Origin of the sequence: Providencia sp. SP181 (genome assembly GCF_050446505.1) — a bacterium.
In the GTDB taxonomy this organism is placed as follows: domain Bacteria; phylum Pseudomonadota; class Gammaproteobacteria; order Enterobacterales; family Enterobacteriaceae; genus Providencia; species Providencia vermicola.
The window spans coordinates 230544-243601 of the sequence record NZ_JBBPXM010000001.1; the positions used below are offsets into that span (position 1 = coordinate 230544).

Genomic DNA, 13058 nt, shown 5'->3' on the forward strand with positions numbered 1-13058 from the left:
AAAACGCACCTCTTATTTTAATAGCACAATGAAATTATATGAATAATAATAGTCGGTTACAAACCCATGCATTAACGCTCGGTTATCATGACGTCCCTATTTGCCATGATATATCATTAATAATCCCTGATAACCAAGTGACTGTCATCATTGGGCCTAATGGGTGTGGTAAATCCACTTTACTGCGCAGTTTATGCCGTTTGTTAACGCCACGCTCCGGCTATGTTTCCCTTGACCAGCAACCATTGTCAACCTATTCGACTAAAACATTAGCTCAACAAATAGCCTTGTTACCACAAACAATGCAAGCGCCATCAGGTATCACGGCCATGGACTTAGTGGCTAGAGGCCGCTTTCCTCATCAAAGCTTAATGCACCAGTGGCGTAATGAAGATAAACTCGCGGTTACTGAAGCGATGCAACTGACTGGTATTACTGAATTTGCTGATACCCCTGTCGAATCGTTGTCCGGAGGGCAACGCCAGCGCGTTTGGGTTGCGATGATCCTCGCCCAGCAAACAGAAATTATCCTGTTAGATGAGCCAACTACCTACCTTGATATTGCTTATCAAATAGAGTTACTCAATATTTTTCAGAGTTTAAACCAGCAACAAGGCCGTACTATTGTCACCGTACTGCATGACCTCAATCAGGCTTGCCGTTATGCAGACAACCTCGTGGTCATGGTAAAAGGCTCGATTGTTGCCCAAGGCAAGCCTCAAGATATCGTCAACGCTCAATTAATTAAGCAAGTATTTGATGTCAATTGTTTAATTACGCCTGACCCTATCACCCACACCCCAATGATAGTGCCTTATTAAGTCGATTTTTATGCAAAAAAAAGCCCCACCTGTAAGATGACCAATTTATTGGGTCACTTCAAGATGAGGCTTAACTGCAATGAATAACTGTTTTACCTATAATTATTCAAATTCATTCCAAGAACGGCCATCGCGAGCAATCATTGCAACAGAAGCAATTGGCCCCCAGGTTCCCGCTTGATATGGTTTTGGTGCTTCGTTATCCATTGCCCATGCATCCATGATAGAATCAACAAATTTCCATGCTTCTTCAACTTCATCACGACGTACGAATAACGCTTGGATACCACGCATTGCTTCAAGCAGTAGACGCTCATAGGCATCGGCTAGATGAGTTTGATTAAAGGTTTCAGAGAAACTTAAGTCCAATTTAGTGGTTTGCAAACGGTGTTTATGATCAAGGCCTGGAGCCTTATTCATAATTTCGATATCAATCCCTTCATCTGGCTGCAAACGGATAGTCAGTTTGTTTTGTGGTAAATCTTGATAGCTTTCAGAGAAAATATTCAGTGCAGGCTTTTTAAAGTACACAACCACTTCTGAACATTTTGCTGGTAGGCGCTTACCTGTACGTAAATAGAAAGGCACACCCGCCCAACGCCAATCGTCGATATCCACACGTAGTGCAACGAATGACTCCGTCATACTCTGCTTGTTAGCCCCCTCTTCCTCGAGGTAGCCAGGAACTTTTTTACCTTGAACAAAACCAGAGGTGTATTGCCCACGCACTGCTTTTTCACGCACATTGGTATGGTCAATACGGCGTAATGAGCGCAACACTTTGACTTTCTCATCACGAATACGGTCAGTGGTTAAATCGGCAGGTGGCGACATGGCAATCATCGTCAGAATCTGCAGTAAGTGGTTTTGAATCATATCGCGCATTTGACCTGCTTGGTCAAAATAGCCCCAACGGCCTTCAATCCCAACTTCTTCTGCAACAGTAATTTGCACATGGTCAATCGTACGATTATCCCAGTTGTTGATAAACAACGAGTTTGCAAAACGCAGCGCTAACAGGTTTAAAACTGTTTCTTTGCCTAAATAGTGGTCAATACGATAAACTTGGCTTTCGTCAAAGTATTTCGCTACTTCATTATTGATTTCTTGAGAAGATTCCAAATCAGTACCTAATGGTTTTTCCATCACGACACGGTTTGGTTTTTTGTTTAATTTTGCGTGACCAAGACCTTGGCACATTGCACCGAATGTGCTTGGTGGCATGGCAAAGTAATGAATAGCTGGGTGTGAATCTTGCTTTAGCATATCCGCTAAACGCACAAAACTGTCTGTTTCGTTAACGTCTAAATTACAGAAATCTAAGCGGGCACTGAGTTTTTCCCACAATGCTGAATCGAGTTCTTCTTTTAAGAATTTGTCTAACGCTTCTTTAACGAATTCGACATAATCAGCTTGTGTCCAATCTGCACGGCCTACGCCGATAATTCGTGTGTCAGGGTGGATGTAACCCGCCTTTTCCAACTGATATAAAGAAGGAAGCAGCTTACGACGCGCGAGATCTCCCTTGGTACCGAAAATAATTAAGTCACAAGCTTGAGCAGCATTATGTACCGCCATATTGGTTCTCCTCAATTTGCGGAATCTAAGACCTAACTAGGATAGGCCTTATTGTAATTTTGTTAAAATTAGCCCTAATTCCGCTAATGTACCCTGTTGCTAGTGCTCAGTAAATCTTCATGATACTGATCACAGTTTTTATGCTGAAAAAAGCAGCATATCATTGTTCTTAACTGCCATTATACACTTTATGTCATCCTACCCGTAAAACTAACTCGAAAACTGAAAGGAGCCAGCTTCCGTAATAAAATGACAAAAAATGAGGTCAACTTACTGAGGTGAAAATTAGATACGCTTCAAAGTTTACAAAAAAGCTGCCATTTATCACCTGCATTCAGATAGCCTACTTACCGCACATAGTATATTTTCACTCTAAGTGATTGCCTCACGACAGCCAGCTTATAATGAAACATAACATAGCGTGATGGCAGAAAAATTTCTCCTTTTGATGAAATAGGCGCTTTTGCTATTATGAATATTTTAGAACAAATGAAAACCAGCCTCGATTTTTTAAGCAAATCGGAGAAAAAAGTGGCTGAAGTGATTTTAGGGATGCCACAGCGCGCTATTCATCTGAGTATCGCAACCCTTGCTCAATTAGCTGATGTCAGTGAACCTACAGTTAACCGATTTTGCCGGAAGATGGATACCAAAGGGTTTCCCGATTTCAAACTTCGCCTCGCCCAAAACTTGGCTAATGGCACCCCCTACGTTAATCGACATGTAGAAGAAACGGATACAGTAAACACCTATACACACAAAATTTTTGAATCCGCGATGGCAGGTCTTGATCATGTGAAACATACGCTTGACATCGGCGCAATTAATCGAGCTGTTGACTTACTCACCCAAGCACGAAAAATTAGTTTTTTTGGCTTCGGCGCATCCGCTGCCGTCGCTCACGATGCAATGAATAAGTTTTTTCGCTTTAATATTCCTGTCATGTATTTTGATGATATTGTCATGCAACGTATGAGCTGTATGAATAGTACTGAAGGGGACGTCATTGTGCTCATTTCCCATACTGGGAGAACAAAAGCCCTTGTTGAGATGGCTCAATTAGCCCGACAAAATGATGCAACGGTCATCGCTATCACTTCAGAAAATGCCCCTCTGGCACAAGCCGCTTCATTATCTATCATTATTGATGTCCCTGAAGATACTGATATATACATGCCGATGGTTTCTCGAATGGCGCAACTTGCTGTTGTTGATGTATTAACAACTGGATTTACGTTAAGAAGAGGTGAAAAATTTAGAGATAACTTGAAGCGTGTCAAAGAAGCCTTACGCGATTCGCGGTTTGATAACGTCTAAAGCTAAAACTGACAGGATAAAATGTCTTTCTGTGCTCATCGGACTTTAATAGTTTTACAGACCTGATAGCATTAAGAAATTTGCAGTATATAATAGCTGTGCTCGTGTCAGCATCCCTATTTGCAGTAAACAGGTTTCGAAATGGAGTGAAATGGTTTCACTCTTTTATCAACACCATTACAGGTCAACGGAGTCATACATGTCTAGACGGCTTAGAAGAACTAAAATTGTTACAACTCTTGGTCCAGCTACTGATCGTGATAATAACCTCGAAAAAATTATCAATGCAGGTGCCAATGTTGTTCGCCTTAACTTCTCCCACGGAACTCCAGAAGACCATCAGCTACGTGCTAACAAAGTGCGTGAAATTGCCGCTCGTTTAGGTCGCCATGTTGCGATCCTCGGTGATTTGCAAGGTCCTAAAATTCGTGTTTCTACGTTTAAAGACGGTAAAGTATTCTTAAATATCGGTGATAAATTCATTCTTGATGCAAACTTAGGCAAAGGTGAAGGTGACCAGCAAAAAGTCGGCATCGACTATAAAGGGTTACCTGCTGATGTCGTTCCTGGTGATATCCTGCTACTTGATGATGGGCGTGTTCAATTAAAAGTCCGTGAAGTACAAGGTTTGCAAGTCTTTACGGAAGTAACCGTTGGCGGCCAATTATCAAATAATAAAGGTATCAATAAATTAGGTGGTGGCCTTTCTGCTGAAGCGTTAACAGACAAAGATAAAGAAGATATCAAAACTGCCGCTAAAATTAATGTCGACTACTTAGCAGTTTCTTTCCCACGTTCAGGGGAAGATTTAGATTATGCGCGTCGTTTAGCGCGTGACGCAGGTTGTGAATGCCAAATCGTAGCGAAAGTTGAGCGTGCAGAAGCCGTTGCAAATGACCAAGTTATGGATGAAGTTATCCTTGCCTCTGACGTTGTTATGGTCGCTCGTGGTGACTTAGGCGTGGAAATTGGTGATCCTGAACTCGTTGCTGTCCAGAAAAAGCTAATCCGCCGTTCACGTCAATTAAACCGTGTCGTTATCACTGCAACCCAAATGATGGAGTCAATGATAACAAACCCAATGCCAACACGCGCAGAAGTCATGGATGTGGCGAATGCAGTGTTAGATGGCACGGATGCGGTGATGTTATCCGCAGAAACCGCCGCGGGTCAGTACCCAGCAGAAACCGTTGCCGCCATGGCACAAGTTTGTTTTGGCGCAGAAAAAATGCCTGGTTTAAATGTGTCTAAACACCGTTTAGATGCTGAATTTAGCAGCCCTGAAGAAGCCATCGCGATGTCAACGATGTACGCAGCTAACCATCTGAAAGGGGTAAAAGCAATTATTGCGATGACTGAATCAGGTCGTACCGCCCGTATGATGTCCCGCATCAGTTCTGGCTTACCTATTTTCGCTATGTCACGTCACGAAAAAACACTGAACCAGTGCTCATTGTATCGCGGCGTTACCCCTGTTTTCTGTAGCACACACACTGATGGTATTGAAGCTGCAGCTGAGGCCGTCACTCGCTTACGTGATAACGGCTATTTAATGAGTGGAGATATCGTCCTCGTGACCCAAGGTGACCTGATGGGTACAGTAGGAAGCACTAATACTTGCCGTATCTTAGAAGTCGAATAATCTTCCCTCTGTGTTCAACTGAGCGGAATTAGGTTATCGAACATAAAAGGCAGCGGTTATTCGCTGCCTTTATCATATCCGTATCATCAAGCTTTTGCCTTCTTCCACTTGGTAAACGCATCGCTAATTATTACGGCAATTTTATCGTAATTTTCCCAACTATTTTCAACATGATAAGTAGACGGTAAATCACTTTGTAAAACACGTTCATAATCATCGAAGTACCCACCTTCTTCTGCCCCGTAATAAAACTCAGTGAACGCATTACCTTCATCGTTTAAATCTTCACTGATAAATTTTTCATCACACATAGAAATTAAGAATTCGCGACCATCCATTTTTCGTGCTTTAACTAACTCAATTTCATCTTCCGATTCTTCAAGGTGAAACTCACCAACTAAATTATTTTGAATGATCCAAGTCAGGTAAAAACCAATGTGCGTTCCACCATTTTCAGTAGGAAGCCCTTCAGGGTAATCGCCTCCATAGTGCCAATCCATACGATCAATTGCCATTGTCTTTTACACCTTCATTATTATTTATCAACGACCATTACTATACAGGGTTAAATTCATTTAATTGATAGGAAATTTGGCATAAAACAGTGTGCTTCTGCATTTAGTTGTTTGCTAAATACAGAAGCTACCATTGCTAATGATATTGTAGATTAAACTGTAATGTGCCATTCGCTTTGCCTGTTTTCGTTGCAGATTGTGTTTGTATATAGGCGGCTTCTAAAGGAATATTATATAACCCTGCACTGCTATTTTTTTCGACTAAAGTCATCAGCTGATTCAATTTAATTGGCTCGCCTTTATATTTAACTTGAATAGCATAACCTTGCGCGGTATTGATGTCGCTTAAGTCATTCAATGCAATAGCCCCTGGTGTTTGGCTCGCATCTTGTGTTCCGATAAACGTTACCCTAATTGCCGAAATAGGGTCACAATCGAGTTGTATTTGAAGATTTTTCTGACTCTCAGGACTCGTTGACCCCACGCCTGAAAAAGTTGTTTTGCTAACATTTCCAAAAGGAACATCAATATTTTTATTTTTCACTTCGCACCCGCTTGAAACTACCTTTACCGGACCCATCATAACTCGCGGCTCCGTTTTTCCATATGAATCAGACGTAATAAAACCATTGTTGTACAAAATAAGCATTGCAGCCTCAATACTGGGTAATGTTTGTGTTGTAACATTTTCACCCACTTTATAAAAATCTGCTCTTAACTGTACGGAATAGGATGCTGAAGATGAATTAACACCACAAATCATTCTATTGCTAATATTTCCATCTTTAGTATTCACGCCATCAACATATGCATTTCCTGAACAAGGGCTTGTCACTGTGCCATGAAGCGCATAGCCTACACCTGAGCTGTTGATCTCTCTCACATAACCAACACCAGGGATTTTTATTGATGGAGCTGAAAGCCCTGTAAGATAAATTCCCACTTCTGTTCGACCTGTGACATTCCACCAAACCCACGGTGTGTAACCTCCCAAATCGACCGAATCAATAAAACTGCCAACAGGCAAAGTTCGAGGCACATAAAGTGTTTTTGCTACATCTTTTGTTCTTGTCGCAAATTCAGCTCTATATTCTGCGAAACCAGATTGTGAATATAAAAGCGCAGGAATACAGAATATTAAACCTAATTTTTTCATGATAACTCCTATTCACAAACGCGTTCTATAAACTGAATTTTGTCACTCTCTAGTGATAATAAAAGTGGCACAGTGCATTGCTGCGCTGGTTTATTCCCCCACTTCACTTTAATAACACTTTGCTCTGGTACACCACTTAAATACACTTCACCATCATTGGCTACAATACCACTAGTCACTTGTTTATCTTTTTCAAACACGAAGACTTGAGTACCAAAAGCAATCGGATTATCTTTATTCATTAATCTTAATAAAATTCTTGCCCCGCGTTTCGCTTGGAAATTTGCTAATACAATTGCACCTTGTGTCGGAACAACTGTCGTCGTATTGATTGCAACATCATTATTTCCTGTCAATGTGGCAGTATCCACACTTACCTTATTACGTTCATAACGTGTCACTGTTGGAATAACCGCATAACCCGAGGCATCCGTATATAAAGCTTGGGAGTTATTCACTTTAAGATTATCGATATCTTCCGCTTTAACTAATACCGCTGAGTCATAAATTGTTCGAGATGCCGTCATTCCGCCAGAATGCAGTAACAGCGCACCTGTTGCACCTAAATCTACAGAGTTATATTTAGGATCATAGTTATATCCAGCGCTGTATTCTCCTGCAGAAATAATATAGTTAGCACTTATCGAATTACTGTATTCATTTCTGCTATGGTTATAGCGTTGAGTAAGGTCGTATTGAAGGTTATTATCTTCTAAACGTGTGCCATTAAAGCTAAGCGAACTTGTTGAATCTCCTTTACGACTAGTATTAAAACTATAATTAACCCAATTATTTTTCTGACCAATATCAAATGGGATACTCAAATTCACCGAAAGCATTTGATCATTTGTATTAGAGTAGTCTTGCTTTATATATGAATAAGCAACACTGTAGTTCATCGCGTTGTAATTTGAACTAAAACTCATTGTCAAATTTTTATCTGAACCGCCCTTATCCCAATAATACTGTTGATAGCCATTGACGGAAAAATAGCCAACTCCATCCAATGACTGTGAAATAGACGCTTGGAATTGTTGCTTTTTCCTGCCTATATCGTAGAAATAGTTATTTGATGAAGAAAAATCATAATAGTTTTTTGTTGAATAACGATATGAAGCTAACGAAAATGATGTACCTGTACCAGGCAGGTATTTTGAATATTGAACGCGATATGATTGCCCATCCGCTTTTGTTTTATCAATTAATGTTGTCGAGGCTTGCGTAATATCCGTTGAGATAGCGCCAATATTTCCCAAATTGATGCCAGTTCCCATTGTATAAGCTTGGTAATCAGCGGAAACTAAAAAACCACCATATATCGACATGTTATAAGGTAAACCATAAATTGCAGAAGCTTGTGCAAAATTAGGATTTCTTCGCGCATTATCAACATTATATTTACCAATATCGAGACTGTATTTTAGCGCTCCAGACCTTTGCATCATTGGCACAGCTGAGAATGGTTGAATAAAAGAACGTGTTGTACCATTTGTTTCTTCAATAGTAACGTCTAAGTCACCACTATAAGATGTTGGGTAAAGGTCATTAATCGAAAACTCACCTGGCGGTACTGTCGTTTGGTAAATGACATTACCATTTTGCCTTACCGTCACAATGGCATTGGTCTGTGCAATTCCCGTTACAACAGGTGCAAAGCCCCTCTGGCTTTGTGGTAACATGCTCTCATCTGACGCTAATCTAACCCCACGAAACGGGTTGCTTTCCATTACACCATTATCAGAAGATGTTTCGCCAATCGTTAAACGGCTTTTTAATGTTCGAATATCCCGTTCTAAATAAGTTTGTAGGTTATTCCAATGGCTTTCATCCATCGTTTTACTGTATGTACTATGATTTCTTAGCCGCCATGCATTTAAATTAATGCCACTTCTCAAACCTAGAAATGAGTTATTATTGTTATCTCTGTCTTTATACCAATACTTGTTATATCTTGCTGTATAATTAACAAACGCGGCATTAATTCCGTCATCCCATTCACTTGGTTCAACGTAACCACGGCTCGTATTCTCTAACCCAATTTGAGGAATACTTAATTGCAATTGATTAACTTCAAAATGATAGCCCAGCTTCGCCCCCGGAATAAGTGTCTCAATGTTTTTCACATATTCGTTCTCATTCATATCTGAGAATTCTTGGCTTACTGAATTTTTCACCCCCCATTCTAATAACATTTTTTTTGTCACTTCAGGGATGAGCTTTTTTATTTTATTGTCATAAACAAAGGTTATGCTCTTGTTCACAACTAAATTATTGTTTATATAGATATCGACATAGTAAGTACCTGGCAGTTGTCCACCGACTTGCGAAAGGTAGCCTAAACTATTAACGTCCGCCACTTGGCTTTCAATGCCTGTATTAATTGCATTAATATCAAATATATCTTCAGAAATAGCACTATTTGTATAAATCACCATGCTGATAGGTATAAATATTTTAGAATAGGCTAGCTTATTTTTCGCGCAGGCAACTGACATTTTTATATACTCTTACTTGTTTTTTTTCTCAATAATGGCGCCATAATCATTAATAAATTGCACCACTATAGAATTATCATTGTTCATATTTTTCTTAAGAATATAATCGTTGTTAAATGGGTAAATTAGGTTTTTGCCATTTACCACATTGCCATTCACTAATATATTTTTTATCGACAAATGGTAAGGTGTTTGATTATTAATCATAATTCCATCTGTTTTTTTTACTAAAAAAACCTTTTCGAAGTCGAATGGCTCAATATCTTTTGAACGCAAAAATAATTTAAACTGTGAGTTAATAATTATCTGTAATTCGTTTTCTATTCCACTATCCTTTGGTGGTATAGATTTGATATTCAATAAATACAGTTTTTCCTGATTAGCCCCTATTGGCTCGCCTATATATGAAATACGTGCAGAACCATTTGTGTCAGGTTCAATCCTAAATAAAGGTGGAGTCGCTATAAATGGCGTTTTTCCTTCACCTTCATAGGGTGATACCCAACTTTGTATTAAAAATGGTTTTTCTTTATCACTATTATAAATTGGAATATCAATTTCACGTTTATTCTCTTCATAAACAAATCGTGTTCCCCCAACGCTAATACCTGCTGCGTAAGAAAAATTGGACATAGTGAACGTAAATAAAAATACTGAAAGTAATATTCTTTTCATAAACACAGCCTGGATTTAAGGAAAGATAGAGAGTGGCGAATACCACCCTCTAATAGTATTAATGGTATTGAATACTATAAACTGCACTGCTGTTTGCAGGACCTGCGGTTGCAGCGCCCGTTGCTTTATAACGAGCAACATAATCTAAATCGACTGTTGCACCATCAAATTCAACTTCTTTTGAATCTTCAAACAGTTTAATTTGTGTAGTTGCATCTTTTTCAAATAAAGCGATACCCACGTTTTTAGCAACGCCCGCAGCTTGGTTGATCGCAAGAATGTCACGGTCAGCCGTATCACGTGTGCCGCCAAAACGTACTGTCACTTTAGAGTTAGCTGGGCAATCAACAAGCTTAATTGTAAAATCCTTTAGTCCAGCAACTTCACCTTGTGCAGCTAAGCTTTTTGATGAAACTTTTCCAAGGTCAACATTTAAATTTTTAGAGTTGCTATCTACTGTACAAGCGATATCTGTTATTTCTCCAGTAAAATTAATTGTACCTGAAGCTAAAACGGTTGACGCAGATGTTACAGCTAAAGCCCCCCCTATTACTGTTAGGGATTTTTTTAGAATACTCATAATAGTTCCTATAATATAGATCTTTAATTATTAATTATTACTTAATGAATAATTACATTACTCATATTGGGAGTGCGGACGGAATATACCATCTACCTTTAGTTAAGTTAACAAATTGATACATTGAATTTTTTTAAATTACATCTAAAATTTTCATGTTTATTTTTATCATTCAAAAAAAGATGTATTTATTTATTTTTATCATTATCGATAAGGTAATATTTTAAAATATCACTCACCATTGAATTTTTATTCAAATACATATAAAAGCGATATTCATTGCTTTTATTTGCAATTCTCAGCTCTTTTAGTGAATTATTATTCAGCTCATCCTGTATTAGATTTTTAGGTAACCATGAATATCCAACTGAATTTTCAGTTAATTTTACCGCTATTTCAACGTTAGCTACATTAATTGTCTGAATGCTTTTCTCAACTTCACCAAAAGCAGGAAGCAGAACGATATGTGTTGTTTTTTCTAATAAATTCAGCACATTAGACTCATTACATGATTGTAATTTATGGTCTGGGCTTGTCACTAAAATAGCATCAACTTGCTCTAAATAAATTGGGTTTAAAGACTCAATTTTATGATGAGTAATGAGCAAATCATAATTTTTCAGTGATAGCACATCGGCCCTATCTAATGAAACTCTTTTAAAATCAATATCATAATCCTTTCTTAGACGTGTGAACTGTCCTATTTTTTCAAGTATTTCATCACTTTGATACAAAGAGTCCATTACAATATTAATTTTTCCATTACCATCATAATTCAATGATTTAGCCAATTCTTCTAATGAAATTGCTTTATTTGTAACCTCCCTAGATAATGCTAAAAGTTGTTCGCCCTGTTTAGTGAGTACTGCACGGCGTCTTTCTAAAGAAAATATCTCAAGTTCCAATGTTTGCTCTAATTTGCTAATCGTATAACTAATTGATGATTGTGTTCTATGCAAAATTTCAGCTGCTTGAGCAAAGCCACCATAGTCAACGACAGCTTGTAAAGTAATCCATTGATCTAATGTCGTTCGGGTTTTTTCCATAATCTCTCCAAGTATTAGCCTGAAGTTATTTTTTTAATTCCATTAAAATATAGCAATATATTTTAAATGCGTTAATAGGTATTTATACATAGAGGTTAATTAACAAACATATGTTTAGTTTTTTTTAAGTTAATTTTCTTAAAAATTAAAATATTAGTTTTTAAATGGTCAATTGTTTCTTATTTATTAACAATTAAAAAATCAAATGAAAATCAATAATATTAAATTAATTTAAAACTTAATAAATAAAAACAATAGACTTTTTATTTTTCATTTAAAATAACAAATAGAAATAAACTATTTAATTTTTATTTTAATATAATTTGTTTTTTACTTTATCATTAAATTTCTCTTTATACGATTAAATTACCATCTATATTTAATCATAAAAATAACATAATTCTAATCATAATAGAATAAATTACCCCCTGCATTATCATTAATGGTTAGTCTTTTTATGATAATAAATTAACATTAAATGCTTCACATTTAAAAAAACTCATATAAAAAATGAAATATAGCACAATAGTCAACGGTAGAAACCATGATCTGTGCGTGCTAATTTAATAACGTTAGCCTAAACATCCATTTTTCATCACATTTATCTCTAATTTTGAGGGTTTAACAAAACCAGCATGTTTTTTTCCAGTCATGATGATAGATAAATATATTAGTCTTCCGCTTAACGCACTCCTTAACTGAAATTTATTTTACCTATAACCCGTATTATTGCCCTCAATCATCTGGCTTATTAAGTCGATTTTAAATGCGTGTTATAGATTAGACATAAAGGTTAGATTTCTATTTTGTTCAAAAAATCAATGTATATGAAGAATTACATTAAATATAAATATGTAAAACATTAAACTATAACATAGATAAACCTTATCAAATCATCAAATAGATAAAGTTTACTTACTCTTTAAAAGCATTTAAAAAGGGAAATATGGTTTTTGACGTAGAAAATGAGGTTAATTTATGGAATGCAAATGACAATAAATAAAAATATTTCTTTAAATTTCAATAAATTGAGAATGAAATATTATATATGGATTATCTTCGTGAATTTTTTAATTTTAGAAGTAAGTCTAAAAATAAATATTTTAACCTAGGATTACCCTACCTTATGTTAAATTTTCATGTTAAAACTTATAAAATTATAAAAACACATTGGGCTTGAATATCATGATTCTTAGCGAAAAAAAACCACCACAGTAATGTGATGGTTTCAAT

The 13058-nt window shown here is 37.1% G+C and carries 10 protein-coding genes; 3 read left to right on the forward strand and 7 right to left on the reverse strand.

Annotation, left to right across the window (positions count from 1 at the left end; genetic code table 11):
• The first annotated feature begins 38 nt into the window (after positions 1 to 38).
• Positions 39 to 821, forward strand: a complete 783-nt coding sequence (locus AABS66_RS01035; RefSeq protein WP_206084186.1) for an ABC transporter ATP-binding protein — start codon at positions 39 to 41, stop codon at positions 819 to 821.
• Positions 822 to 923: 102 nt separating this feature from the next.
• Here AABS66_RS01035 and zwf read toward each other — a convergent pair whose 3' ends face one another.
• Entirely contained in the window at positions 924 to 2399 is a 1476-nt protein-coding gene (gene zwf, locus AABS66_RS01040) for a glucose-6-phosphate dehydrogenase (RefSeq protein WP_206084185.1), read from the reverse strand.
• A gap of 471 nt (positions 2400 to 2870) precedes the next feature.
• Between zwf and AABS66_RS01045 the strand changes: the two genes are divergently transcribed.
• Positions 2871 to 3716, forward strand: coding sequence for a MurR/RpiR family transcriptional regulator (locus AABS66_RS01045; RefSeq protein ID WP_206084184.1), 846 nt, complete (start codon positions 2871 to 2873; stop codon positions 3714 to 3716).
• A gap of 199 nt (positions 3717 to 3915) precedes the next feature.
• The gene (gene pyk / locus AABS66_RS01050; protein WP_206084183.1) at positions 3916 to 5358 is read left to right on the forward strand and encodes a pyruvate kinase; all 1443 of its coding nucleotides are present in this window, start codon (positions 3916 to 3918) and stop codon (positions 5356 to 5358) included.
• Positions 5359 to 5444: 86 nt separating this feature from the next.
• Here the strand turns inward: pyk and AABS66_RS01055 are convergent, their stop codons facing one another.
• The 6 genes from AABS66_RS01055 to AABS66_RS01080 form a co-directional block, all read right to left on the reverse strand.
• Positions 5445 to 5873 carry a hypothetical protein gene (locus AABS66_RS01055; RefSeq protein WP_349421774.1) on the reverse strand — a complete coding sequence of 143 codons (429 nt, stop codon included), beginning with the start codon at positions 5871 to 5873 and terminating at the stop codon, positions 5445 to 5447.
• A 136-nt stretch (positions 5874 to 6009) separates the two neighbouring features.
• Positions 6010 to 7029 carry a fimbrial protein gene (locus AABS66_RS01060; protein WP_272538478.1) on the reverse strand — a complete coding sequence of 340 codons (1020 nt, stop codon included), beginning with the start codon at positions 7027 to 7029 and terminating at the stop codon, positions 6010 to 6012.
• A gap of 8 nt (positions 7030 to 7037) precedes the next feature.
• Positions 7038 to 9524, reverse strand: coding sequence for a fimbria/pilus outer membrane usher protein (locus AABS66_RS01065; RefSeq protein WP_272680890.1), 2487 nt, complete (start codon positions 9522 to 9524; stop codon positions 7038 to 7040).
• A gap of 12 nt (positions 9525 to 9536) precedes the next feature.
• Entirely contained in the window at positions 9537 to 10199 is a 663-nt protein-coding gene (locus AABS66_RS01070) for a fimbrial biogenesis chaperone (protein WP_206084179.1), read from the reverse strand.
• A 58-nt stretch (positions 10200 to 10257) separates the two neighbouring features.
• Positions 10258 to 10779 (reverse strand): fimbrial protein, encoded by a 522-nt coding sequence (locus tag AABS66_RS01075; RefSeq protein ID WP_430224445.1) that lies wholly within the window; start codon positions 10777 to 10779, stop codon positions 10258 to 10260.
• A 188-nt stretch (positions 10780 to 10967) separates the two neighbouring features.
• The gene (locus tag AABS66_RS01080) at positions 10968 to 11825 is read right to left on the reverse strand and encodes a LysR family transcriptional regulator (RefSeq protein ID WP_206084177.1); all 858 of its coding nucleotides are present in this window, start codon (positions 11823 to 11825) and stop codon (positions 10968 to 10970) included.
• Positions 11826 to 13058 lie beyond the last annotated feature (1233 nt).

Coding starts and splice junctions, on each gene's coding strand:
- zwf (WP_206084185.1), bottom strand. CDS start 2,399: ATGGCGGTACATAATGCTGCTCAAGCTTGTGACTTAATTATTTTCGGT.
- AABS66_RS01080 (WP_206084177.1), bottom strand. CDS start 11,825: ATGGAAAAAACCCGAACGACATTAGATCAATGGATTACTTTACAAGCT.
- AABS66_RS01075 (WP_430224445.1), bottom strand. CDS start 10,779: ATGAGTATTCTAAAAAAATCCCTAACAGTAATAGGGGGGGCTTTAGCT.
- AABS66_RS01065 (WP_272680890.1), bottom strand. CDS start 9,524: ATGTCAGTTGCCTGCGCGAAAAATAAGCTAGCCTATTCTAAAATATTT.
- AABS66_RS01055 (WP_349421774.1), bottom strand. CDS start 5,873: ATGGCAATTGATCGTATGGATTGGCACTATGGAGGCGATTACCCTGAA.
- AABS66_RS01045 (WP_206084184.1), top strand. CDS start 2,871: ATGAATATTTTAGAACAAATGAAAACCAGCCTCGATTTTTTAAGCAAA.
- AABS66_RS01060 (WP_272538478.1), bottom strand. CDS start 7,029: ATGAAAAAATTAGGTTTAATATTCTGTATTCCTGCGCTTTTATATTCA.
- AABS66_RS01035 (WP_206084186.1), top strand. CDS start 39: ATGAATAATAATAGTCGGTTACAAACCCATGCATTAACGCTCGGTTAT.
- AABS66_RS01070 (WP_206084179.1), bottom strand. CDS start 10,199: ATGAAAAGAATATTACTTTCAGTATTTTTATTTACGTTCACTATGTCC.
- pyk (WP_206084183.1), top strand. CDS start 3,916: ATGTCTAGACGGCTTAGAAGAACTAAAATTGTTACAACTCTTGGTCCA.